Origin of the sequence: Arthrospiribacter ruber, from assembly GCF_019343195.1 — a bacterium.
GTDB lineage: Bacteria > Bacteroidota > Bacteroidia > Cytophagales > Cyclobacteriaceae > Arthrospiribacter > Arthrospiribacter ruber.
Genome location: NZ_RPHB01000005.1, coordinates 361771 through 387909, shown reverse-complemented (window position 1 = coordinate 387909; position 26139 = coordinate 361771). Strand labels below are relative to the sequence as shown.

General features: G+C 41.1%; 21 protein-coding genes. 10 read left to right on the top strand and 11 right to left on the bottom strand.

Translation table 11 applies throughout. The features are described from left to right. Positions 1-25: 25 nt before the first annotated feature. The 6 genes from EGN73_RS12395 to EGN73_RS12370 form a co-directional block, all read right to left on the bottom strand. Positions 26-1219: a hypothetical protein gene (locus EGN73_RS12395; protein ID WP_219290188.1), complete on the bottom strand. Its 1194-nt coding sequence runs from the start codon at positions 1217-1219 to the stop codon at positions 26-28. 4 nt (positions 1220-1223) lie between these two features. Beyond that, positions 1224-2051 (bottom strand): type 1 glutamine amidotransferase, encoded by an 828-nt coding sequence (locus EGN73_RS12390; protein WP_219290185.1) that lies wholly within the window; start codon positions 2049-2051, stop codon positions 1224-1226. A 110-nt stretch (positions 2052-2161) separates the two neighbouring features. After that, complete coding sequence (locus EGN73_RS12385) at positions 2162-3268, bottom strand: carboxylate-amine ligase (protein ID WP_219290182.1); 1107 nt, start codon at positions 3266-3268, stop codon at positions 2162-2164. Positions 3269-3357: 89 nt separating this feature from the next. Next, on the bottom strand, positions 3358-4314 hold the full coding sequence (locus EGN73_RS12380; protein ID WP_219290179.1) for an ATP-grasp domain-containing protein: 957 nt from the start codon (positions 4312-4314) through the stop codon (positions 3358-3360). 16 nt (positions 4315-4330) lie between these two features. Beyond that, positions 4331-5044 carry an esterase family protein gene (locus tag EGN73_RS12375; protein ID WP_219290176.1) on the bottom strand — a complete coding sequence of 238 codons (714 nt, stop codon included), beginning with the start codon at positions 5042-5044 and terminating at the stop codon, positions 4331-4333. Positions 5045-5430: 386 nt separating this feature from the next. Then, a complete protein-coding gene (locus tag EGN73_RS12370) occupies positions 5431-5940 on the bottom strand; it encodes a gamma carbonic anhydrase family protein (RefSeq protein ID WP_219290173.1) in 510 nt (169 codons plus the stop codon). A 134-nt stretch (positions 5941-6074) separates the two neighbouring features. Here EGN73_RS12370 and EGN73_RS12365 point away from each other — a divergent pair, with 134 nt between their 5' ends. The 5 genes from EGN73_RS12365 to EGN73_RS12345 all read left to right on the top strand — a co-directional run bounded on the left by EGN73_RS12365 (position 6075) and on the right by EGN73_RS12345 (position 11464). Beyond that, positions 6075-6794 carry a YceI family protein gene (locus EGN73_RS12365; protein WP_219290170.1) on the top strand — a complete coding sequence of 240 codons (720 nt, stop codon included), beginning with the start codon at positions 6075-6077 and terminating at the stop codon, positions 6792-6794. Positions 6795-6871: 77 nt separating this feature from the next. Beyond that, a complete protein-coding gene (locus tag EGN73_RS12360; protein WP_219290167.1) occupies positions 6872-8122 on the top strand; it encodes an anthranilate synthase component I family protein in 1251 nt (416 codons plus the stop codon). Continuing rightward, positions 8123-9199 carry a DNA polymerase IV gene (gene dinB / locus EGN73_RS12355; protein ID WP_219290163.1) on the top strand — a complete coding sequence of 359 codons (1077 nt, stop codon included), beginning with the start codon at positions 8123-8125 and terminating at the stop codon, positions 9197-9199. It abuts the gene before it with no gap. A 301-nt stretch (positions 9200-9500) separates the two neighbouring features. Next, positions 9501-10460 (top strand): sterol desaturase family protein, encoded by a 960-nt coding sequence (locus EGN73_RS12350; protein ID WP_219290160.1) that lies wholly within the window; start codon positions 9501-9503, stop codon positions 10458-10460. A gap of 668 nt (positions 10461-11128) precedes the next feature. Then, positions 11129-11464, top strand: a complete 336-nt coding sequence (locus tag EGN73_RS12345) for a rhodanese-like domain-containing protein (protein WP_219290158.1) — start codon at positions 11129-11131, stop codon at positions 11462-11464. A gap of 45 nt (positions 11465-11509) precedes the next feature. On the opposite strand, the gene EGN73_RS12340 is transcribed toward EGN73_RS12345, so the two are convergent. Continuing rightward, positions 11510-13945, bottom strand: coding sequence for a penicillin acylase family protein (locus EGN73_RS12340; protein ID WP_219290154.1), 2436 nt, complete (start codon positions 13943-13945; stop codon positions 11510-11512). A gap of 133 nt (positions 13946-14078) precedes the next feature. On the opposite strand from EGN73_RS12340, the gene EGN73_RS12335 reads away from it, so the two are divergent. Continuing rightward, positions 14079-14492, top strand: coding sequence for a Dabb family protein (locus EGN73_RS12335; protein WP_219290151.1), 414 nt, complete (start codon positions 14079-14081; stop codon positions 14490-14492). Between the two features lie 406 nt (positions 14493-14898). Here the strand turns inward: EGN73_RS12335 and EGN73_RS12330 are convergent, their stop codons facing one another. Then, on the bottom strand, positions 14899-15309 hold the full coding sequence (locus tag EGN73_RS12330; protein ID WP_219290148.1) for a hypothetical protein: 411 nt from the start codon (positions 15307-15309) through the stop codon (positions 14899-14901). A 110-nt stretch (positions 15310-15419) separates the two neighbouring features. On the opposite strand from EGN73_RS12330, the gene EGN73_RS12325 reads away from it, so the two are divergent. Continuing rightward, complete coding sequence (locus tag EGN73_RS12325) at positions 15420-16040, top strand: alpha-ketoglutarate-dependent dioxygenase AlkB family protein (RefSeq protein WP_219290145.1); 621 nt, start codon at positions 15420-15422, stop codon at positions 16038-16040. A 604-nt stretch (positions 16041-16644) separates the two neighbouring features. Here EGN73_RS12325 and msrA read toward each other — a convergent pair. After that, on the bottom strand, positions 16645-17745 hold the full coding sequence (gene msrA / locus EGN73_RS12320; RefSeq protein ID WP_219290142.1) for a peptide-methionine (S)-S-oxide reductase MsrA: 1101 nt from the start codon (positions 17743-17745) through the stop codon (positions 16645-16647). Positions 17746-17988: 243 nt separating this feature from the next. Here msrA and EGN73_RS12315 point away from each other — a divergent pair, with 243 nt between their 5' ends. From EGN73_RS12315 to EGN73_RS12305, 3 genes are all read left to right on the top strand, one after another. Continuing rightward, positions 17989-18567, top strand: a complete 579-nt coding sequence (locus EGN73_RS12315; RefSeq protein WP_219290139.1) for an outer membrane beta-barrel protein — start codon at positions 17989-17991, stop codon at positions 18565-18567. A 103-nt stretch (positions 18568-18670) separates the two neighbouring features. Next, on the top strand, positions 18671-21379 hold the full coding sequence (locus EGN73_RS12310; RefSeq protein WP_219290136.1) for a PQQ-dependent sugar dehydrogenase: 2709 nt from the start codon (positions 18671-18673) through the stop codon (positions 21377-21379). Between the two features lie 115 nt (positions 21380-21494). Next, on the top strand, positions 21495-23624 hold the full coding sequence (locus EGN73_RS12305) for a TonB-dependent receptor (RefSeq protein ID WP_219290133.1): 2130 nt from the start codon (positions 21495-21497) through the stop codon (positions 23622-23624). A 456-nt stretch (positions 23625-24080) separates the two neighbouring features. Here the strand turns inward: EGN73_RS12305 and EGN73_RS12300 are convergent, their stop codons facing one another. Together EGN73_RS12300 and EGN73_RS12295 are read right to left on the bottom strand one after the other, a co-directional pair. After that, positions 24081-24944: a TraB/GumN family protein gene (locus tag EGN73_RS12300; protein WP_219290131.1), complete on the bottom strand. Its 864-nt coding sequence runs from the start codon at positions 24942-24944 to the stop codon at positions 24081-24083. A 253-nt stretch (positions 24945-25197) separates the two neighbouring features. Then, complete coding sequence (locus EGN73_RS12295; protein ID WP_219290127.1) at positions 25198-26001, bottom strand: universal stress protein; 804 nt, start codon at positions 25999-26001, stop codon at positions 25198-25200. Between the last annotated feature and the right edge of the window lie 138 nt (positions 26002-26139).

Sequence of the window (26139 nt, the reverse complement as noted above, 5' to 3'; positions counted from 1 at the left end):
ATCGCCATCAATTTGGCGGTCTTTTTTATGTTTTTTCGAAAAGGCCCAGGGTACCACCCACCCAGTCTTTGTCTTTATTGAACTTTACACCTATCATTTCTCCGCGGCTTAGCCTTACCAAGTTGCCCATAAGGGTAGGGGACTTGTCTTTTTCCGGCCATACAGCCAGTATCCTTACTTCTGCTTTTACTTTGCCGTCCGGAGCTTGAAGCACCGGGGAATAGTGTACTTTTTTTTGTAGGATATACAGGTCTTTTTCTTTTACTGCCTCTATATCTTCTTTTTTGACATGAAAGATTACACCGCTTCCCGAAAAGGAAAATAAAGGTTTGAGCACGTAGTTTTCAAGATCCTCAGGAATAATTTCCAATTCGCTGAGCAGCTTGGTTTCTATGAAATAAGGGCCTTGAAGATATGGCAGTATAAACTTTGATATTCTAAAGAACCAATTTGGATGCCCTGCCCATTCTACATCCAGGTCATCCATAAAGCTGAAGTTCAGCTTCAGGTCTTTTCTCAGTTCAAGCTCATCAAAAATGACTCTGTTATAAATCCTTTTGATATGGATTTTTTCACCATTCTCATTTTGATAATAGAGTTTATTCCCCGATTTGAGGATTTCGGTGACACAGCAAATGGGAATATTCAGGTCCTTTTGACAATAGTAAAAATCGATTTTGGTATTTTGCTTTTCTGGTTCGATTTCCAACAAAACCACTTCCTCAGGTCGATGGCCGTTGAGGATGGTTTCCTTTAGCTTTTGCATGTAAGCCTCTTCATCCAAGCCACCTAAGTAAGGAGTAAGCCCTTCCAAAAAGGGATATTGTTTGCGGAGTTTTTGGAACAAATGGTACTGGAAATTAAAGACTGAAGGAAATCCCTGTACTTCTATTAACTTTGGAATCAGATTGCCCTCTTCTTCACAAATCCCAAAATCAATCGCCAAGAACTGGGTGTGAGCATCCTCATTAGGGACATTGGAATTGACCAAGAGGGATTTTTGGGTGATCGACCGAAAATCATCTCTCTGAATAAAGTCTATGACCTGTTGGCTTCCTTCCAACAATTGAGACTTGAGCGCATCGGGTAAGAAAAAGGGCGTCTCTGCTATCCTAAAGGTAGGGAGGTAGTCAAAGTCTGCGGTGATATCATTAAGGAAGGCTTGGTATTTCTCTTTGCTAAATGCTTCATTGAACCTTTTTCTCTGTGTCTCGATCATGGCTTTAAGTCAATTGTAGCTGCTGTTCTTTTTTTATCTTATCGATGGATTGCCTAAGAAAATTAGGAATCAGGGTTTCGTTGGTTTTGTATATGGTATTTTCATCCACCAACCTTTCCAGCATGGTGCGGTATTTTGCCTTACCTTTTTGCTGGATCAACTTTTCTCTCACCTCTTGTTTTTTCAGGTGATTGAGAAAACTCACCGGATCCGCCTCAGGATGGAACTGTGTCCCTACCAATTCATCAGAAAACCTTACACCCATAATTGCCCTTTCGTATTCTACATGGCTTCTGATCTTTTCCAAAGCGATTATTTTGGCCCCTAGTTTTTTGAATACTTTCTGATGAGGCTTCACTACCTGATAGTCCCGGGAGTCTACCGCCCAAAAAGGATTATCCAGATTTTCAAAAAGAGGGTCATTCATGCCCTGTTCCGTTTTGTGTATGGTCATTACTCCAAAAGAAGTGGATTTCCTTTTGGTGATTTCGGCCAGTCCAAAGTGCTTCACAGCCATCTGGAAAGAATGACAAATAAATAGGATGTATTTTTTCCTTTCTTGGTTGAGGTTCCAGTTCCAGATTTGATCCAGAAAAGAAGAGAATTTGACTTCCCAATTGCCATCTCCTTCCAAAGGATTGCCCGGTCCGCCAGTGGCAACATATAGGTGGTACTCTTCCGGATTTGGCAATTCTGCCTTTCCACGGACATCATATACTTTGAAAGAAAGCTCTTCAGAAAACCTGTTGATAATATCATGGATACACCTCATGCCCTGATTTGGCTCCCCGTCATACATGTCCAAAATGGCCACTTTAATTTTTTCCTGCATGATATTTTTCGATAAATAAGGGCGCAAGATAGTGTATATCAGTAAATCTACCAGCCGATTATAGGAAAGGAATTTTTTCCATCAGGACAGAGCTCAGCTCCGAAGGGATGTCAAATGCCTTTGGTAAATTCTCCGGTTATGAAATCTACTACTTCTACCAGATCGTGATTTTCGTTAAAAACCTTTAGCTGCTTATCTGCTCCGGTACCTTCTGCTAAAATCTTATGGATGTAATTGATTTCTTCCCTGCTGCCGAGTTCATCGACTACATCATCCACAAAATCCAGGAGTTCAAGCATCAGGGCTTTGTATTCCACCTCTTTTTTCTGCCCAAAATCTATCATCATCCCTTCAGTCCCGTAACGGGCTGCCCTGAATTTATTTTCTCTGATCAGAGCGATCCTGTAGACATTGAAGCTGGTGTTCATCATGTGCATTTTATAGAGCTTGGCCACTACCGCCTGAATCAATGCCACCAGGCACATGGTCTCGTCGACTGTCAGGCACATGTCGCAAATGCGGAACTCAATGGTAGAAAAGAAAGGATGCATCCTCAAATCCCACCATATTTTCTTAGGGTTGTCGATACAGTTGGTTTTGACCAGTGTCTCCAGAAAATTGTCATAAGACTGCACAGAATCAAAGTATTCAGGCAAACCGGTTCTTGGGAATTTGGCGAAAATATGTGCCCTATACGCCTTAAAACCAGTATCCCTGCCTTCCCAGAAAGGGGAGTTGGTCGATAATGCATAAATATGTGGCAGAAAATAACAGGCCTGATTCATGATGTGCAAGGCTACTTCCCTGTTTTCAATCCCCACATGGACATGAAGGCCAAAAATAAGGTTGGAACGGGCCGTGTCCTGCAGTTCTTTGATGATCTTGTCATATCGTGGATCATCTGTAATGGGCTGCTCCTGCCATTTGGAAAAAGGGTGGGTTCCTGCTGCTCCGACAATGAGGTTTTGTTCACCGGCAAGATCCACGATTTTCCGTCTCAGAAAAGATACTTCCTTTCTGGCATCTGCTACATTTTGACAAATATTGGTGCCTACCTCTACTACAGATTGATGCATTTCTGCTTTCACCTGTTCTTTGAGGATGATTTTAGCTCCATCTACGATTTTGGACATGTGCGAGCGTAGGTCTCTTGTCTCAGGATCTATGATCTGATATTCTTCCTCCACACCTAAGGTGAATACGGGTAATTTCTTCATACTAAATTATGGTTTTTGATACAAGATGATTGCGGGGACGAAGGTGAAATGCTGATTCATTCATTATCCCCGCAATACCCGGATTCGCATTAAAATCTTTTGGCCATGCTGACTGCATCCTTCATGAAGGTGCCCCAGGTCAAGTTGATTTTTCCCGGTTTTTGAGACTTGGCATAGGCAATGGCCATTTTGGCGGCTTCCTCTACCACCCAATCAAAGTTGGCCTGTCCTACAGAGTTAATATCCGCATCAGGGGCGGGGTTGCCAAAATCAATGGCATAAGGCACGCCGTCCTTTACAGCAAATTCTACTGTATTGAAATCATATCCCAAGCCCTGACAAAGCTTGATGGTATAATCTTTTACCGTTTTCAAAAGTTTTTTGGAAGAAGGTGGTCCATCTACCACATAGCGCAAGTGGTGCGGATTGCGCGGTTCATATTGCATGATCCTCACTGCTTTCCCTCCTAGACAATACACCCTGAAATATTCCTCAAAGACAATTTCTTCCTGTAGCAACATGACCAGCTGTCCGGTTTCTCTATGCTTGGCAAAGAAATCTTCCTTGTTTTCCAACCTGTAGACATTTTTCCATCCGCCTCCTGCATAGGGCTTCATATATGCCGGGAATCCCACATAGTCAAAAATGCTTTCCCAATCCAATGGCATTTTGAGGTTTCTGAATGATTTTGCAGTAGTGTCAGTCGGATGTTCTGCCGATGGAAGGATTACCGTGTTTGGAAGAGGTACACCAAGTTGGTCAGCTAGGGCATTGTTGAAAAACTTGTCATCTGCTGACCACCAAAAAGGATTATTGATGACGGCAGTTCCTGTAAGTGCCGCGTTTTTCAGATAAGCCCGATAAAAAGGTACATCCTGTGAAATCCTGTCAATAATGACAGCATACTCAGTAAGCTGATTTTGCACGACTTTATCTATAGAAACGGGTTCAGCTATGATGCCTTTTTCTTTTTTCTCATTGACTCTTTCGACAAATGCATGGGGAAAAGTGTCTTCCATGCCAAATAGGATTCCTATCTTTTTCATAAATGATTGATATTGGTTAATTGAATTTGATTCTTGATAAATAATGAGGGAACATTTCCTTCCAAACCGGCCAGTCATGCTGACGGTCTTTTCTGACATCCAGCCAATGTCTCACCCCTTTGCCCTCCAGGACATCAGAAAGCCGGATATTGGCATCGAAACAAATGTCCCAATTGGAAGTGCCGAGCACGATGTCCATTTTCCAAAGCTCCTGGTCGTGGAGACCGGGCAAGTATTCCAATGGAGAGTTGTAATACACATCCTGATGGTAGTATCCATCCATAAAATTCCTGATCTCAAAAGCCCCGGACATGGAAAACATATGACTGACATAGCCCGGATGCCTGAATGCAAAATTGGCAGCATGGTAACCTCCGAAGCTACAGCCTGCCATCACTACTTTTCCTACACCTGTATTCAGCCTGACTCTTTCCACGACTTCGTGGCAGATCATTTTGTCGTAGGCCACATGGTTTTGTATCCTTTGATGGGGATGTATATGCTTGTTGTAAAAACTGTCCCGGTCATTGCTCTCAGGACAGAAAATCTGTATGAGGCCCTCATCTAGGTACCATTTGGCAGACTGGATCAGTCCCATGTCTCTGTTTTCATGAAATGAGCCCATGGATGTAGGGTAAAGGATCACAGGATAACCCTGATGTCCAAAAACCAGCATTTGTACTTCTCTATGAAGGTACTGTGAGTGCCATTTGAAATATTCCTCTTTCATATTTCTCTAATTTGTTAAAAATTTAGTCTTTCAGCCCTGAAGCAAAAGATACTGTTTTTTTTAATTTAATGTTTTACCTCTTAGCTTTTTAAATTCGACTCGCTCGATCAAAGAGTTTATTGCCTGTTACATGGCTGGGAAAACGGCAAAATCGTTGGATCTGGCTTTTGCTTAATTTAGAGAATAAGTTTTTGTAATGCAAAATCATGTAAACCTAATTGAAAAAATAGATTCGGAAATTACCTAATTGTTAAGATTGTATTTAAATGTGCTTAGGTCACTAATCCTACTTTGTAACGTTAGAAAATGACAAGAAAAAACCTGCCAGGTTTGACCTAATCTGCTAATTTGACAAAATAGACCTAAGATTCGTTTTGGAAGAAAAATCATTCAAACCATTGCGCATATTTAGGATAGTTGTCAGCAGTTCTTCTGATGACCTCGATCATCTCATCACCTGTATCCTTTACTTTTTTGGCGGGCATCCCTGCATAAATGCTGTTGGCCTCAACCACTGTTCCGGCCAAAACCACCGCACCGGCTGCGATCACTGCTCCGGAATGGATTATAGCATTGTCCATCACAATGGCACCCATTCCGATAAGTACATTGTCATGAATCGTGCAGCCATGTACTACCGCATTGTGGGCAATAGATACCCTGCTGCCTATATATGTTCCTGATTTCTGATAGGTTCCGTGAATTACCACACCATCTTGAATGTTGGTGTCATTTCCTATCCTGATTTCATGGACATCACCTCTTACAACGGCATTGAACCATACGGTACAGTTGTCTCCCATTTTCACATCTCCCACAACGGTCGCATTGTCCGCCAACCAGCAATTTTTTCCAAATTCAGGGTCAAATCCCCGAACGCTCTTTATCAATGCCATATACTTGATTATTTACTTTTTGATGAAATAATTTTCATCCAAAGATATTTTTTTTTGTGAAACCATGAACTTTTTACAAACTTCTTGGTTTTCGTGTACATACATTTAATACCGAAACAAAACAATTTACAATTATGAAACTATTGCAAAAAACAGGATTGGTCTTAGCTTCTGCCTTTATGATGGTCGCTTGTGGACCAGGAGGTAACACTGTAGAAACAAGAGAAGCAGAAGATGTAGCAGAAGGTTCTGGTACAACGCTTGCCGTAGATGAATCCACCAGCAAAATCAACTGGAGAGGTTACAAGCCTTCTGGTCAGCATTACGGCTACATCCCAATGAAAAACGGTGAGGTAATGGTTGATGGTGACGCCCTTACCGGCGCCAAATTTGTTTTTGACATCACTTCCTTGAAAATTGAGGATTTGAAAGAAGAGGATGAAAACTACGGAAAACTTTGGGGACACTTGCAGTCTGATGATTTCTTTGATGCTGCAAATCACCCTGAGGCTGTTTTTGAACTTACCAAAGTAGAGCCTTTCTCTGCCGGAGAAATTGAGGACAACGAAGAGTTCGAAACCGACAACACGCCTAAAAAAGATTCTGAGTTGGTGAAAGGAAACCCTACCCATTGGATTTCAGGAAACCTTACCATGAGAGGTACTACTAAAAACATTAAATTCCCTGCTGTAGTGGATGTGAACAACGGTGCAGTTACTGCAAAAGCTGGTTTCAACATCGATAGAACTGACTGGGGTTTGATGTACGGTGACGAGAGTGGTGTGACTGATAGAGCAAAAGATCAGTTCATCTACAACACCGTCAGTGTAGAGTTTGATATCAAAGCCAATTAATTCAATAATTTTATAGATTAAAAAGAGGAAATCGAAGGGTTTCCTCTTTTTTTGTGCCTTTCCTTTATTTTTGTCCTATGCAATCAGTTACTAAAGCCACCCTTACCAAGGATCCTTTATGGAAAGAAAAACTTTTGGCTTGGCTGGATTTACATTATCCGTACTTCTGTTTTCAGACGGGGCATCAATATGATTACCCTGAGGGTACTTTTCCGGAACAGGCCTGTGCTGCCAGAAGTAAAATCACCCAAGAGGAGGCTTTTGCTACATATGGAAAAATTAGCATGGCCGGACTTGTAGGCTATGATTTCAAAAATCAGGTTGAAAAGCTCAAAAGCGAAAACAGGACACTTTTGGAGCTGGAGGATATGGTTTTTTTTATACCGGAGATTACCATATATTTTGAAAGGGAAGTTTTGGTTTTTGCAGGTGAAAATGCGGAAGAAGCTCTAAAGTCTTTTGAGAATTTTAAAGGGCAAATTGATTCCAATCCCAGCGTTAAAGTGACTCCTCTGAGTTATGAAGAAGCCTACACCAAAAATGTAAAAGCCATACAAAAACATATCGAAGAAGGAGATGTCTATGAGTTAAATTATTGTATGAGTTTTATTTTCGGAAACCCTGATTGGTCACCTATCAAAGGTTTTTTGGATCTGACCGGAAAATCTCCCATGCCATTTTCTGGAATATTCAAGGCGGATGAAAAGTACCTTTTGTCAGCCTCTCCGGAACGCTTCTTGAAAAAATCCGGAGAGAAACTTATTGCTCAACCCATAAAAGGAACCATAAAAAGGGGAATGACGGAAGAAGAAGATGAGGCATTGAAATCTCTGCTTTTTCAATCAGAAAAGGAAAGGGCGGAAAACCTGATGATCGTAGACCTGATGAGAAACGACCTGTCCAAAATTTCACATACTGGCAGTGTCCAGGTAGATGAGCTATTTGGTGTGTATGCATTTCCCAAAGTACATCAGATGATCTCTACAGTCTCGTCTAAGGCTCAAAAAGCACTGGACTTTAAGGAGATCTTACATGCGACTTTCCCTATGGGAAGTATGACGGGAGCACCGAAAATCCGCTGTATGGAGCTGATAGAAAAGTATGAGGATTTCAAGCGGGGGTGGTTTTCCGGGAGTTTTGGGTATTTCGAGGCCAATGGAGACTTTGACCTCAATGTAGTCATCAGAAGTATCATATTTGACAAAAGGGCAGGAGAGGGTTACTTTGCAGTAGGTTCTGCAATTACTTATGATGCAGATCCTGAATACGAATACCAGGAGTGCATGCTCAAAGCCTCAGCTATTATGGAAATCCTGAAAGGAGGATAAATGGAAAAAGTCAGGAAAATTATCCATGTGGATATGGACGCTTTCTATGCATCAGTAGAGCAGATGGACAATCCGGCACTGAGGGGCAAGCCTTTGGCAGTGGGTGGAAACAGGGAAAGGGGAGTGGTGGCCGCAGCCTCTTACGAGGCAAGGAGGTATGGGGTCAGGTCTGCCATGTCGGGTAAAATGGCTGCATTGAAATGCCCTCAGCTTATTTTTGTAAAACCAAGGTTTGAAAGGTACAAGGAACTGTCACATCAAATCCGAAATATTTTTTATGACTTCACTGATCTGGTGGAGCCTTTGTCCTTGGATGAGGCTTTTTTGGATGTCACACAAAACAAAGTCAATAACCCCTCCGCAACTTTGATCGCTCAGGAAATCAGAAAGAGGATCAAGGAAGAAATTGGGCTGAATGCCTCTGCCGGCATTTCTTATAATAAATTTTTGGCCAAAACAGCTTCAGACATCAACAAGCCCAATGGTCAGGCAGTTATCCTTCCCAAGGATGCGGAAATATTTCTTGAAAATTTACCGATAGAAAGGTTTTTTGGGATAGGGAAAGTAACTGCTGAAAAAATGAAGGCTTTGGGGATTCACAATGGAAAAGACCTCAAGCAATTTTCCCTTCAGTTTCTCACCAAAAGGTTCGGGAAATCAGGCCTGCATTTTTACAATATTGTCAGGGGAATTCACCTTTCGGAGGTTCAGCCCAACAGGATTAGAAAATCCTTGAGTGCTGAAAATACCTTTTCCAAAGATCTGGGTTCCTATCAGGAGTGGGTGATGGCATTGGAAGGGGTGTTTGAAGAATTGCAGGAGAGAATCCGTAGGTCAGGGATCAAAGGCAGGACAGTGACATTAAAAATAAAATACCATGATTTTACCCAGCAGACCAGAAGCAGGACATTTGAGCAATATCCTGACACTGCTAAAATATGGGAGACTGTTTTGGAACTGTTGAGGCAGGAAGAATTAAACTCAGCCGTGAGGCTTTTCGGTATCGGCCTTTCCAACCTCAATGTAGAAGAGGAACGCGTTCATTTTGGCAAGCAGCTTTTGATTGACTTTGAATAAACTTTTATCTACAAGTGTAGCGTTCTTTCTGCTACTGTAACTTAGGTCACAAAAAAAATTTAATTTTTGCACTACTTTTGGTTTGGAAGATTTTGGTGCCATTGGTCAAGAATTCAGACCAACATCAGCATTTTCCTTGATGAAACTGTCATTAAAAATTAGGTTGGGATAAGATACCTTTTAGGGTTCTTGATAAGAATAATGTGCTCTGGCAACAGTGTGCATTTAGTTGTGGTTTATGGGAGTACCGAAATGGGGCAATTAAGTGGATTGTCCCTTTTCTTTTTAAGGTTGGTGAAATATGGATTTAGAAAAATATTTAAAGATAATCGGGGACTCTTATTTCGGATATTTCCATTATCTGGTCAATGAGATGTTTTACCCAAGTTGGACCAATTATTTCTGGTGGCTTTTGGGAATGTCCATTGCAGTTTGGTTATTGGAAATTTTCCTTCCTTGGAGAAAGGATCAGGCCATTTTTAGAAAAGACTTCTGGCTTGATGGATTCTACATGTTTTTCAACTATTTCCTTTTTTCCCTGATAGCCTACAATGCCATATCCAATGTGGCCGTAGAGGCTTTCAATGATTTTCTGGCGCTTTTTGGAATAGAGAATATGGTGGCAATTCACATAGAGGCATGGCCGAGGTGGGGACAGTTTCTGCTTCTTTTCCTCTTGGCAGACTTTATTCAATGGAATGTCCATGTCATGCTTCATAGGGTGCCAGCTTTGTGGGAATTTCACAAAGTTCATCATTCTGTAGAACAGATGGGTTTTGCGGCTCACTTGCGTTTTCACTGGATGGAAACAATTATCTACAAATCAGTGCAATATATTCCATTGGCGATGATAGGCTTTGGGCTGGAGGACTTCTTCATTGTACACATATTTGCGACTACTATTGGCCATCTCAACCACGCTAACCTTAGAATAACTTATGGCCCATTGAAATATATTTTGAATAATCCTATCATGCACCTTTGGCATCATGTAAAGGCACTTCCTGAGGATAGAAAATATGGGGTCAATTACGGAATCACCTTGAGTGTCTGGGATTACCTCTTTGGTACTGATTATATCCCACATGAAGGAAGGGACGAGCCTTTGGGTTTTGATGGGGTAGAAGATTTTCCCAAGACCTTTTGGCAACAGGTCAGTTATCCATTCCTGAAAGTTAAAAAGAACGAAAATGGGAAAGAGGGTTTTCCTAAAGCCCCTTTTGAACAACAAATGAAAATCAATGAAACAGATACGCTCTAATTGGAAATTTATTCATTTTCTATGGTTGCTTTTGGCTTTGGCTCCATTCTTTCCTGAGCCACATTTATTTGGTAAAGTTCGTTGGATCTTGGGAGGTGCTCATGGTATGGAACTTTTGGACTGGTTTGACTTTTTTTTCCATGGTGTTCCGGCTGTTTTATTTCTAAGAATACTCATTTTGAAAATTTTGGACAAATTTCAAAAAACTACTGCAAGCCAGTAGTGCAGCCAACCTCTTTGTAGAGGTGGAATAATAGTTTTATGAGTATCCAGATCCTTGCAAGTTAAACCTTAAGAGCCAAGCCGTAAACATTACTTTTAACAGTAAATTGAAACTTTGGAGGGTGGGATGAATTTCGTCCGGGCCAGCGCAGGCCTTGAGCGTGGATAGGATTCGAAATTCTTGATTTTTTGGCTACTTTTTCATCAAGGAAAAAGTAGCTTCATAATCAAAATTTGATTTGAATTTAGCAGAAAGAACTGGTTCAAAACGATCAATGGCTACGTGCAATGAAGCGGATACTCATATAGTTTTTTTAAATACTCTTTTTAAACGACAAAATCAGTGACAGCAGAAATACTTTTTACCTTCAAGTTACTATGTGATTTTGGTTACTTTTAATGCCAGTCCTTGAGCTTACTTTTGTTTTAAATAAAATATAACAACCATGTTTGATTTCTTTAGAACAAAACCAAAAAAATATACAGACCTTAAAGCTGAAGAGTTTAAAAAAGGTATGACTGACAAGGATGCAGTAATCATAGATGTGAGGTCACCAGGCGAATTCCAATCTGAAAAGATTAAAGGTGCCAGAAATATAGACCTAATGAGTAGAGGCTTTCAAGCTCAACTTATGAATTTACCTAAAAATAAAAAATATTATGTCTATTGCAGAAGCGGCAATCGAAGCGGTCAAGCATGTGATTTAATGTCAGATATGGGTTTTGACCAAACTTATAACTTGCAGGGAGGAGTCATGAGATGGCCTTTTGATCTAGCATGATTTTGCGAAGAAATATGACCAGCTTGAATAACAAGCTGGTTTTTTTTAGGATTTAGGTTTAAGCATAGTTTTTTCAAAGGCATTTTCTTTAACTTTTTCTTTGGAATAAGGCACTCTAAAGAAATTGTCTTTAGACCAGACAGGAAAAAGGTTGCCATAAAATGGACTGTCGGGATCCCCGGATTGTCCAGGAGTGTTGATTCCCAAAGTTTTATCCCAATCACCGGTATCTACTATGATTCTAAAGGAAGCACCGGAACTGTTGTTGTCTCCATAAGCATTGGCGGCAGGTGTAAAACTGTAACCTCCCCTAGGTACGGGGCCCATATCCAGCTTTTTTTGCCAATCTTCAGCCAATAAATCGCTCAGAGGATGCCTGTGCCAAGCATGTTTGTAATTCTCTTGGCCATATTGCCAGTTCTCCTGCTTTTCTCCAAATCTACTTTTCAGCTCTTCTAAAGCTTCCAAAAAGCTCTCCTTTAGGATTTCTTGCATCATTTTTTTGGAATCAGAAGGGAAAATTTTTTCTGGTCTCTCTACCCACTGTAGTACCCTTGTCATTTTGACCACTCCAAAATCATTGTGTAAATGCTTAGGAACCAATTCATTTCTTAACCTGTCTCTTAGTTTTCTTTCCCACATGACATAAATGCCCGCAGAAATACTGTTTGGGTCAAGATTATGATCCCATTCAGAAAGTCTATCTTTGGCTTCCAATGCAGCACTGTCTTCAAAAGACAAGTTCAGCAAGTGAGGCACCAAGGCCCTTGCAGGCAAAGCTTGATAGTCATTTTGTAAAGCACCCATTCCCTCCATAGTGAACTTACCTGCCTTATCCAAAACTTCTCTTACTCTGTCTCCACGGAATGCATCCGCCCAATCAAATCCTATAGCATGCTGATGGGGATACTCCGGAGGGGTCACATTTTCATTGGCAGTAGCGATCCGTCCATTTTCAGGATTATGCAGATGGGGCCTTTCTTTTATAGGTAAAAAGCCCTCCCAATCCATACTTCCATCACCCAAAGCAGGCAAAAGACCTGAATGTGTTTTTCTTAAAGGAGTAATCCCTGTTGCCTGCCAACCGATGTTTCCGTCTTTGTCCGCCCAAACCATATTCTCTGCCGGGATATGGTTGTAAGCACAGGCCTCTCTAAACTCTTCCCAGGTTTGGCTTTGATTCATTCTAAGACTTGCCAAGTATGGGGCACCACCTGGATTGAGCCATGCACATTCTACTGCAACGGCTTTATTCAGTTCTTCATCAATAAATGTCACTGGCCCATGAACCGTGTAATAGTGCGTGGTGATGACATCATCCTGGCCTTTGACGGAGATGGTGTCAAAGATTTTCTCCATTTCGAGCCATTCTCCTTTGTATTTGTACTTATGTGGGTTTTCCGGATGCAGCTCATACACCCGCATGTCCTCATTGTCTGTTTCAAAAATGGTCAATCCCCAAGCACCTTGGCCATTGTGCCCGATAGAAACCCCGGGAATTACCGGTTCTCCTGCTCCTATGACATTCCAACCGGGTGCATGTAGATGAACCCAATAGCGAAGGGAAGGTACAGCATGCAGCCTATGGGGATCATTGGCCATAAGAGGATATCCGCTTTGGGTTTTTTCACCGGACAGCACCCAATTGTTGCTTCCCATATCAAATTTCTCATACATTTCATGTCTTTGTTCTTCTTCATGAACGAAGGCCAAAAATGCCTCAGAATTGGCTTTTTCAATCCTGTGCGCTACCTGTACATCTTCAGGCTCAAAGGTCAAAGCTTTACGGAAGGATTTATAAGGAGCCAAAATGTCTTTTTTCAACAAGGCAGTGGGTATGCCCTCCGGTATGGATAGGTCAGGCTCATTGGGATGGAAATAGTAAAGTTCCTTTGCCCGTTCTGCTCCAAGTTCCGCCACCACTCTGGCATATTTGAGTTCGTCCTCTACATTTTCCAAGAGTCCCTGATGCCTTGAAATCACCACTTCCCAAGTCCAAAATTCCGGTAGGATATCCAAGACTTTAAATTCAAAAGGCAATAAATCAGGATTGTCCCGGACCTCTTTGATATAGGCATTGACACCTAGGACAAAAGCATCTACAATAGCTTCCCCATTGGGATGATAATGGCTCAGTTCCTCTTTTTTATCTCCTCTAAATTTAAATAGGCGGGCTCCTTTATCCCTTTCAATTTCCCTAGGCCCGAGGATCTCAGCGGCAGTGCCTGTAGCCCTTCGTCTCCAAACCTCAAACTGAAAGAGCCTGTCTTTCGCTGCCAAGTAGCCTTGGGTAAAAAACAAGTCCTGTTCGTTCTTGGCGTAAATATGGTTGATGCCATTTACATCTCGGATAACTTCCACATCCTCCAGTAAACCCTTGATTTTTTCATTTTTGTCACTGCAGGAGCTGAGGAAAAGTAATGCGGAAAATAGGTAAAGATAGAGAAATACGTGACCGGTTTGGCATTTGAAGTTTTTCATAAGCAGCGCATTACATCTGGGTTTAAAATAGAAATTTGTTAATTTTTGGCATTTGCTAAGTGAAAATTGTACGAGCGGTCAAATGCTCTTATGATATTTTAGCAATTTGCACTTTCAACCTATTAAAACAGATATGAAGAAAACATTTTGGCTTGCGGGTATGGTAGCCCTGTTATTGGGATGCCAACCTGCTGAAAAGAAGGAAGAAAAAATCATTGAAAAGGAAATCGTAAAAATGGACAATGCCTTAAGACATGTGGTGCTTTTTAAATTTAAAGATGAAGCTTCTGAAGAAGATGTGCAAAAAGTAGTGGATGCTTTTATGGCACTTCCGGACAAAATTGATGAAATTAAAGCCATAGAGTGGGGAACCAATAATAGTCCAGAGGGCTTGGATCAAGGCTTTACGCATTGTTTCTTTTTGACATTTGCCTCTGAGGAGGATAGGGATGCTTATCTGCCCCATCCTGACCACAAAGAATTCGGGTCTATTCTTAGGCCACACCTCGACAAAGTATTGGTAGTGGACTATTGGGCAAAACGTTAATAATTAATATGTATATCCGCAATCAGGCCAGTAACCAATTTAAAGTGGGGCTTGAATAACCATGATATTAATAGATATTTGATCCGCCTCGGCGGACAAATTATTTATTGATAACTTGTCCCGGTTTATCGGGATTGGTTAGAAATCATAGGTTAATTCCCCTTTTAAGAGGCTATTATTGAGAAAGCAAATTATTTTGATAATTAAAAAAGGCTGTCTCATAAATTGATCTTCAGATTTATTGACCAAGCAAAATCTGTTTAAGAGTCAATCCCTTTGTGGCTTAGTGGCTTTGTGGCTAGAAATGCCACGAAGACTCTAAGGCACAAAGTTTCACTAAACAAACTCCAAATAAAATTTGGGCAACGTTTTGAAGGATTAACTTATGAGACAACCTCTTTAATATTTAATTCGTCCCAGCTGGAATCTCATTGTTTCGGGCAGGTGAGGAATCGTCTATTTCTACTACCTCATACACCACATATTTACTGGCGCCTCTCCAAGGCAACTTTCCAAGGTATTCTCTGTACCTCAACTCCACGAACTTGCCGCTAGCTCTTTCAAGTTGCTGGGCCACATCGGATCCCACAGCGCTGAAACGAAATTCATTGCTTTGAAGTGCTCCTGCTTGCGGGCTTTGAAAGCCATCCTGTACCAATCTTCCTTCATAGGTCTTAAATACAAATCCCTTCTTTTCGAAATAATTTAGGCTGCCTCCTTTGACTCCTTCACTGAATACAAAAAAGTAATTCCAGTAAACGAATCCTGCCAAGAATAAGACCACAATAGCCAATCCGATTTTTACATATTTGTTCATAAGTGCATTTTAAAAATTAAACAGCTTGAATTTGACATAATGTGGTGAATATTCCAATAGCTTGCTTGTTTATTTGTAAACTTTGCCTGCTTGAATCTGGTTTTGCCATTATGGATCTTTTCCCTATTTCCCCCGATCAAAATCTACTTCCTTTCGATGGAGAAGTGTTCTATTATCCAGACTTTTTTGGAGAAAGTCTAGGGATGAAATTTTTTGAATTGCTTAAAAAAGAGATCCAATGGAAGCAGGAACCAATATGGATTTTTGGAAAAAAGGTGATGCAGCCAAGACTGACAGCTTTGTATGGGGATCCGGAGATACCTTATGGATACTCAGGGATTCAGATGGAAGCCAACCCTTGGACGGAAAAACTCCAAGAGATCAAAGAAAGGGTGGAAGTTCAGGCAGGAGCTCACTTTACCCATGTTCTGCTGAATTATTATCGCAATGGCGATGACAGTATGGGTTGGCACCGGGACAACGAAAAGGAGCTTGGAATCAATCCCGTGATTGCTTCAGTAAGTTTTGGGGCTGAAAGGGAATTTCAGATGAGGCATTATAAGCAGAAAAATATAAAGGTCAATGTGCACCTGAAAGACGGTTCTCTTCTCCTGATGCAGGGAAGTAGTCAGCATCACTGGGAGCATCAGCTTCCCAAGAGAAAAAAAATAAGCAGCGGAAGAATCAACCTGACTTTCCGCCGCATTATTGGGGGAAATAAAATTTGTTAGTTTTAAAAGTGAATAAGAAACCTGATAGGTTTAATAACCTAAAGAGTCCCCATTAGACCTAATACATAGGCTAAAACCTGACAGGTTTATGAGTATCCACTTCATTACACGTAGTTATTGGTTGTTTAAAACCAGTTCTTTCTGCTAAATTCTAATCAAAATTTGATTATGAAGCTACTTTTTCCTTGATGAAAAAGTAGCCAAAAAATCAAGAATTTCGAATCCTATCCACGCTCAAGGCCTGCGCTGGCCCGGTCGAAATTCATCCCACCCTCCAAAATCACAATTTACTGTTTAAAGTAAAGTTGACGGTTTGGCTCTTAAGGTTTAACGTGCAAAGATCCGGATACTTATACTGTTTTTTTTAGCTTGGTAAAGATAGCAAATCCAATATCTAAGAATAAGCAGTCCGCCGAGGAGGGTTTGGAATCCATAATATTTATTCCGCTATCTTACCAGTAGAATCTTTAAAATAGAAAAAACCTATGAATTTAGGCTTATATCAATGAGTATCTAATATCTATTAGTATCGGATTGATCCAGGTGCCTGATTAAATTGCTTACTGGTCTAATTACGGATATACATTATTCATATATATCTTCTTCAATCTTCCAACACCCAAAGCCAATCCCCATAACCTTCGGCTTCCATGTCTTTTTTATTGATAAATTTCATGGCCGCAGAATTCATACAATACCGTAGATTGGTAGGATTGGGGCCGTCGTTAAAGACATGGCCTACATGGGAATCCCCTAATTTACTTCTGACTTCCACTCTGACCATCCCGTAGGAAGTGTCAGTAGGTTTGTCCAAGAGACGGGCATCAATGGGCTTGGTGAAGCTTGGCCAGCCTGAGTAAGATTCATATTTGTCTTTAGAGCTGAACAAGGGAGCTCCTGAAACTATGCAGACATAAATTCCCTCTTCCTTATTACTGTTGTATGCATTATCAAATGCCCGTTCTGTTTCTTCATGCATGGTCACATTGTACTGCAGGGTAGTCAGCCTTTTTTTTAATTCAGCATCTGAAGGTTTCTTATATTTTTCAGACAGGTTACTTGGCCAATGCTTGGCTATAAATGCGTCTCTACCGGATCCTTCCCGATAAGCATAGTATTCCTCCGGATTCTTCTTATAATAATCCTGATGATAATCCTCCGCAGGATAGAAATTGCTGTATTTGATGACAGGGGTCACTATGGGTTTGTCAAAAATCCCTGCTGCTTCCAATCTCTTGATTGAGTTTTCGGCGACTTCTTTTTGGTTTTTATCGTGGTAAAAGACCGCTGAACTGTACTGGAACCCCCTATCATAAAAGGAGCCCCCCTCATCCGTGGGGTCAAATTGCTGCCAAAAGATATCCAAGAGCTCTGAATAGCTGATGATGTCGGGATCAAAAGTGATCTGAACAGATTCTCTGTGGCTTGTTTTTCCAGAGGCTACCTCTCCGTAAGTAGGATTTTTTTCTTTACCGCCCGAATAACCGGATATTACAGACAAAATCCCATCAATCCCTTCAAATGGTGCTTCTATGCACCAGAAGCATCCTCCTGCAAAAGTTGCCATAGCTTTCTTTCCCTTATAATTCTCTATATCAATGGATTCGCTTTGTGAATCACCATTTTCAGCTTGGGAACAGGATACAATGCTTAACCATAATACCTGAATTATAGCCAGTAAGAAGATTTTTTTTGCTGTTTTCATATAAGTAATACCAGAATCAGAATTTATGATTTTTTGAGGCATGGTTTTAGATATTGCGTTTAATAATAGATGAAGTAATAAAGTCAACGAACAGACCGTTTTTTGGGAAGACTGTCGAACCTTTTAACACTTACGATAGTAAAACTCCAAAAAGATGAAGCTGTTTTGAATTGACTTGTTAAGTCTTCTAAATTGATCCATATGGACATTTTTACCAACTATTAATTATATAACTAAATAACTATGAAAACTACCTTAAAAGCAATTTTGGTCATTTTTGGATTGACCTTTTGGAGTTTCGGTGTTGAAGCGCAGACCGGCGGAGGATTTGGTATTAAAGGAGGACTCAATTACAATTCAAACGGAAAGTATTTCCAAGATGCCGGAGCCGTATGGGGAAATCCCTGGAGCAATATGGGCTACAATTTGGGTGTTTTTGGCAAGGCCAACCTGGGACCTTTTTACCTTAGACCTGAACTGGGTTATACCAACCTTAAGTCTGAGGTCAACAATATTCAGGTCACTACGCAAAGACTAGATGCCCCCATCTTGGTAGGTTTAAATGTTTTTGGGCCCCTCGTCTCAGTTTTTGCTGGCCCCTCGTTTCATTATTACCTTGAGGATGGTTTGAGGGATTTTGATTATGAAAAGTACAATGCGGGCTACCAGTTTGGTATAGGGGTGAATTTTGGGAACTTGGGACTGGACCTGAGATATGAAAGAGTGCTCAATGGACAGACGGTGGTGATTGATGATGTTTTTACCGGCAATAACGATTTCAGGTTTCAGCAAGTCTTGCTCGGTTTGTCCTTTAAGTTTTAAAGAAATTATTTTTCCGTTAATCAAATCCCCTGTCCAGCAGGGGATTTTTTTGTTTAGATGCCACTTTATTTTTTACCTTGATCCAGCCAAAATAACCTATTGTATGAATATCTCTAAATCAAATGCCTTTTCAGGTATTTTTATTGCCCTGCTTTTCTGGGCCTGTCAAGAGCCCGAAAGGTTTGTAACGGAAAAACCTGAAGAAACCCGATTTACCAAAATCACCCTGATCGAAAAGCTTGACGAACCCATGGAAATCGAAGTCCTTGCTGACGGAAGGGTAATGTTTATCGAGCGAAAAGGGAAAATCAGGATGTATGAACCCGAGACGGGCACAGCTAAAGATATTGGTTTTATAGATGTTTTTTACGAAAGTGAGGATGGTTTACTGGGATTGGCAAAAGATCCTGACTTTGAAAAAAATCAGTGGATCTACCTTTACTACTCACCTGTGGGAGACTATCACATCAACAGGCTTTCAAGATTTACTTTGATCAATGATCAGGTGGATATGGAATCTGAAAAGATCATGTTGGAAATTCCACAATTCAGAGGTTGCTGCCATAGTGGAGGCTCAATTGAATTTGACAGTGAAGGCAACCTTTATCTGTCATTGGGTGATGACAGTACACCGTTTGAATCTGACAATTACAACCCTATTGACGAAAGGACTGGTAGGCCAGAAAATGTTGATGCACAAAGAAGTTCTGCAAATTCCAATGATCTCAGGGGAGCAATTTTGAGAATTACCCCACAGGCTGATGGGACTTATACCATTCCTAAAGGGAATTTATTTCCTGAAGGCACTCCCAAAACCAGACCGGAGATTTATGTGATGGGAAATAGAAACCCGTTCCGGATTTCCATTGACCCGATGAACGGAAACCTGTATTGGGGAGAGGTGGGGCCAGATGCCCACCAGGACAGCTTGGGGAGAGGGCCTAGAGGCTACGATGAAATCAACCAGGCCAAAGGACCGGGATTTTTTGGATGGCCTTATCTGATTGCAGATAACAGGCCTTATTGGCACTATGATTTTGAAAAGAAGGAGAGCAATTATGAATATGATGCAAAAAAGCCTGTCAACTATTCTCCCAACAATACCGGACTGAATGAATTGCCGCCTGCACAGCCAGCGTTTATTTGGTATCCCTATGCTGCTTCTGATGCCTTTCCCCAGCTTAGGGAAGGGGGTAGAAATGCCATGGCAGGACCGGTTTATTACCCTGACCTTTTTCCAAAAACAGAGGTAAAGTTTCCCCGGTACTATGAAGGAAAGCTTTTTATCTATGACTGGATGAGGAATTGGATTTTTACAGTGACTATGGATGAAAACCATGACCTTGTTTCCATGGAGGAATTTATGCCGTCCACGGTTTTTGACAAACCCATGGACATGCAGTTTGGTCCTGACGGTTCGCTTTATATTTTGGAGTATGGGACGTATTGGAGTGCCCAAAATGATGATTCAGGCATTTATAAAATAGAGTTCAGTGCAGGTAACCGAAAACCAATAGCCAAAGCAAATGCGGATAAAACGCAGGGAGCGGCACCCATGAATGTGCAGTTTTCAGCAAGCGAAAGCTTTGATTTTGATGAAAACGATCAGTTGAGTTTTGAATGGGATTTTTATGGAGATGGTTCAATGAACAGTGCTGAAGAAAACCCTGTATTTACTTACGAAAAGCCAGGGATATATCATGCCTCACTGAAAGTTAGAGACCTTGAAGGGTTGGAGGCTAGCGCAAGCATTGAAATAAGGGTAGGAAATGAGCCACCACGGATAGCAGTGGATTGGCCAGAAAACAGAAGTTTTTATTGGGACAATGCTCAAGTATCCTATGAAGTGTCCGTTCAGGATAAGGAGGATGGTATTTTGGGTGAAGGGATAGAAGAGGAAAATGTCCAGGTGAACTTTTTGTATCTTCCAGAAGGCTTTGATAGGGTAGAAGCTTCTATGGGACATCAGCAAGAAGACCCAGTACAGGTCATTGGGATGAATCTTACTGCAAAAAGCGGCTGCAATGCCTGTCATGCTGTAAGTGAAGCCTCAGTAGGGCCGAGTTATAAGGAGGTGGCGAAAATGTATGAGGATAGAGCAGATGCATCCGTTTACCTGAAGGAAAAAATAACCAATGGTGGGTCTGGAGTTTGGGGAGAGCGTTTGATGCCTGCCCATGCACATTTGGAGGAAGGAGTTATAGTTCAAATGGTTGATTATGTTCTTTCTCTATCTCCTAATGCGCAAGGGAAGAAGGGAAAAAGCATGCCTTTAAAAGGAAAATTAGATTTTGATGCGCACAGTAAGCAGGAGGCCAATGGTACTTACATATTCACTGCCAGTTATAGGGATAAAGGCGCCAATGAAATTGAACCAATTTTTAGAAGGCAGCAACTGGTTTTGAGGAATCCACTGATACTTGCAGCGAATGCAGATGAATTCCAAGGTGCGGCGAAGGCAAACCATCAAAATTCAAGGTTGGTAAAATTCACAGAAGACAATTCATTCATCATGTTTGAAAATATTGACCTGAAGGATATCAATAAATTGGTTTTATCCATAGACCCCAACAGAAAAAGTGGATGGATAGAGGTCAGGAGTGGGGGAGAGTCAGGCGAGCTTTTAGGCAAAAGTGAGGTCCTGAGTAATGATCTCCGTCCAATAAACCATAAGGGAAAATGGTTTGATGTGGAAATTGCATTGCCTCAAACAGAAAATCCTGATGACCTTTACCTGATTTTCAGAACCGAAACAGGAGTTGATATTTGGAATTCATTTCTTTTGAACACAGTGTATTTTGCCCAAAAATAACCAATCATCAAAGTTCTGACCTGATAAACCATTTCCTGAATGAGGAAATGGTTTTTTTGTATAATTTCGAGCTCAGAATACGCAAAATAACCCCTACCTATTAAACAAAGATTACATGAAGTTTAAGATCAGTCTTTTGGCAGCTGTAATTTGTGCGGCAGCAGGACATGTCACAGCCCAGACACAGGAGAGACAGCTTGACGAAGTCACCGTGACAGCTCAAAAGCAAGAAGAAAACCAACAGGAAGTTCCTGTATCCCTGTCATCACTCACAGAAAAAGATATCCGTCAGTTTAGGCTTTGGAACAACAGAGACCTGAGCGGAGTATTTCCCAATTTTTATGCTGCCCATTCCGGAGATGGCAGGACCGTAAATGGAATCCGGGGCATCGCCACTACTTCCTATGACCCGGCTGTAGCCACTTATGTGGATGGGGTGATACAGTTTGACCTGGATACCTACATCAACCCGCTTCTGGAAGTAGAAAGGATAGAAGTACTCCGTGGTCCTCAGGGAACCTTATATGGAAGAAACGCCATGGGGGGAGTAATCAATATCATCACCAAAAAACCGAGCAATGTCACCAAAGGTTTTGTGGGTGTGGATTTTGGTAATTATGGACTACAAAGGTATTCCCTCGGAGTTCAGACTCCTTTGATAAAGGACAAACTCTTTTTTGGTGTGTCAGGACTGTATGAATCCCACGGTGGTTTTTTTACCAATGCTTTTGATGGGAGTAACTTTGATAAAAGGAACACTTTTTTGGGCAACTATTATCTGAGATACCTTGCCAGCAACAAGTGGTCCATGACTTTGAATGTAAAAAACAATCACAACCGAAACGAAGGGGCCTTTCCTCTGGCCGGATCTATTTCCCAGGCCATGGACAATCCATTTGTGCTCAATCAAAACAGCCCGGCCAGGATGAGAGATGATGTCTTCAATGCTTCTTTGAGTGTGGATTATACAGGTGAAAAAATCAATTTCAGTTCACAGACGGCTTTTCAGGAAAATTATAGGATTTATGAAGGGGAGCTTGACGGGGATTTTTCCCCATTGGATATTGTCAATATTTTCAATGATTACGGCAGGGATTGGAACAGGGTATCGGTATGGACCCAAGAAATGAAACTTTCTTCTGTTAAATCTTCTGAGTCCAAATGGTCTTGGTTGACAGGAGTCTTTGGTTTTATTCAGGATGAACCTGTCAAGCAGGCTACTAATTTCGGTGCGGATGGACCAATTTTCGGTGCCCCGGCCAATGCTTCAAGCATTCTTACCAACATAGGGCATAATAGAGGTTTTGCCTGGTTTGGAAGTGCTACCTACCAACTGACGGACAAGTTTGATGTGAATTTGGGCATGAGATATGACATTGAAAGGAGAGAGCTGAGGGGATTTGGTGAGTTCCAGGCCCAGGGAATGCCAGAACCAATTGTAGTACAACCGGAAATCAGTGCTTCTGCCAATTTCAGTGCCTTTTCACCAAAGGCCATCGTGTCCTACAAAGTGAATTCAGAGCAGATGTTGTTCACTTCATTTGCCAGAGGATTTAGGGCGGGAGGTTTGACTCCAATCAGCTCAGACCCTTCAGAAACACCCTTGCAACCATTTGATCCTGAGTTCAGCAATAATTTTGAAGTCGGCATCAAAAATGACTTTCTGGACAATACACTAAGGTGGAATTTCAGTGCTTTTTATACCACTGTACAGAATATTCAGGTTCCACAGTTGATACTTCCTGATGCCCAGGTGATCACCCGCAATGAAGGGCAGCTGACCAGCAAAGGGCTTGAGTCAGAGTTGACAGCTTTGATCGGGCGGAACCTCACATTTGGCTGGAATGCAGGAATTACAGATGCCAGATTTTCTCAGTTGAACCTGGCTGGAGAAGGAGATAATACCGATTTTAGTGGCAATAGGGCATTGTTTACACCCGGTTTTACTTCCTTGGTATTGGGTCAGTACCAGAAGGTGTTGAATCCCGAGAAAGAGATATCCCTGATGTTGAGAGGGGAGTGGCAGTACATGGGGGAGACCTTCTTTGACCTGCCTAATACCTTGAGTCAGGATCCCTATCAGCTGTTCAATGCCAGAATAGGGGTAAATGTGAGAAACATTGAGTTGGGACTTTGGGCCAGAAATATAGGTAATACAAGGTATGTTGCTTATGCCTACAATTTCGGAGCTGCTCATCTTGGGGAGCCAGCGACGTATGGCTTTTCGGGAAGGTTTAATTTCTGATGATTTGCTTTTGGGAGATGTGAGAAGTGAGATTTGAGATACGAGATTTTAGATTGAGGCTTAACCTAACCCTTGAGGTATTTCAATCCTCGAGGGTTTTTTTCCTCATGCAGATTTTGCTGATCTCCACGCCTCGGTCTGTGTCCTCACAGACCGGAACAGTACCATGGCCTCTGTTATTGTCGTCACTAACAGAACTCTCTTGCCTATCAATAAACCCTATACCCAATTACTTGCTTTAGAAATCCAACCCTTCAACTTAATCCAACCAATATTTCAAAATATCCCGAATCGTTTCACTCTCGGGATCTCCGTTGCACTTCGATTTCGCGAAGCATATTTCTACCATATTTCAATTATATCTAACCCTTAAGAACCTCTTCCTCATAAATTCTAAAAAAGAGAAAATCCAATCCTTATTAACTTATAACTATACACATACCGGACACTTATTGATCAGTATTTAACCGCTTCTACGGTATAACCTTGTTGCTTGAGCAAATGAATAACTCCATTTTCGGAACCCAAATGCCCTGCACCTACTGCTACAAATATGGGACTATTTGCCATGGCTTCTTCAATCTGCGGAATCCAGTTCCGGTTGCGCTCATAGACCAATAGGTCTCCATAATTTCCTAGAAGGGGAGAATCTAAAATATGGTCATGAATGTGTTCTATGTCATTGGTCAAATACACTTGGATCAATTCTTCAAATTCTTTTTTACCCTTTTCCATGTCCATAAGGGACTCACTGAGATCTTTGATTTGATCTTTTATCGGTATCTGATCAAAAAGTCCAGCCTGAAACTCCAATGTTTCCAGGCCTTCAATCTTTAATTTGTTTTGCTGCGCCTGGCTTACAAAAAACTGTTCATAAGAGCTCTGCTGCTCACAAGGGATCAATCTTGTAAGTACTAAAGAGCTGAGCATAAAAGGCTTCATGCTGCCAAACCTGTCCAGTCCTGCGCCAAAATTTTCTTTGAAAAAGCGGTCAAAATGTTCTTGCTGCTCTTTATCCATGTATTCGCTGATGTTTTTCATCCCTTCATTGAATGTTATTTTGGACATTTTGGCCATCATATCAGGATCGGCCATATCAATTTCCAAAAACAACTTTTCTGTACCGGCCAAAGCCTCCATAATGGTTTCATTCATCATGAAATCATCTTCGCAGATAATGTGGATCGTACCAAAGACATAAGAACTATTTTCAAGCCCATTTCCACTGATTTTCCAAAGAAGAGAGGATTCGCTTTGTGCAAATGATTGAAAAAAAATAACCTGGAGTAAAAGTAAACTCCTTAAAAACCTGTTTTTCATAGTGGTGTAGTTTAAGTAAACCTGCTTATCAGAAATCTTGTGCCATAGATTTGATCAGACTGCAATTGTCGGGATACTTATCCACATTTGACAGTCCTTTGCCCTCATAGGATATATAAGGACCCAAGCTAGTACAGGCTTGGTTCAATGTTGATTACCCGATACACTGGACAAATAAATTTCCGTTTAATAAAATCATTTTTATCCAGAAATAATACGGCTTTCCAAAAATTATAAAATATGGAAAATGTACTTATTTGATCACCAGTAAGGGGACATGGGTGTGGTAGGCCATTTCTACACTTTTACTTTTGTTGAAAAGGTACTCAAAGAAGGTTTTGTTTTTGGAAATGGTTGCTAAGATAGAATTAGGTCTGTTTTTTAGAAAATCCTTGATACCATCTTCTACCGTTTCTGCATGTACCACATGGAAACTTGCAGATACGGTGGGATAGTTTTCTTTCAGGTAGGATTCTAAGCCTTTCATTTCAATTTTTCTGTCAAATGACAATTGTTTACATACATGAAAAAATTCGTAAGGGAGCCCTGTTTTTTCGGTCAGTTCAAAAAGCCGCTTGAAGTGTATTTCCTTTTCATTGATCAATTCCAATCCTACACAAATTTGCTTCTTAGATGGCAGGTCAGCACCATTGGGTACAGCCAAGACTGGAGTCATGGCATCTTTTATAACATGAGCAGTATTGGATCCAATCAGAGCTTTTTTGATTCCACTGGCTCCTTGGGTTCCCATGACGATCAGGTCGTACTCTTCACGGTAGGCATGGGAGGTAACCGCAGTGGCTACACTGCCCTGAATAATTTTGTAATCAATCTGAACACCCTGTTGCCTGAGCCGGGAAGAAATGTCTTTCATCTGATTTTTTGCATCCCTTTCTATATTGCTTATGATTTCGGTGGCCTGAGCAGCAAAATCATACACGGCATAGAAGGCGTACAGCAAAGTGATTTCTGCTTTGAAGATTTTGGCTATTTCAGTAGCCATATCCAATGCGTTGGAAGCATTGTCGGAGAAGTCTGTTGGGACAAGGATTTTCATGTTTATTGTTCTTTGGGTTTCAGGTATGAATGTAAAAAAGGTTCTATTGATAAATGATGATTTTGATCATTAATGGGAAACTATTTCTGGCACTGCAACAGTATCCGGTTTTTTTTCAATTTAAATTTAGGAAAAAGA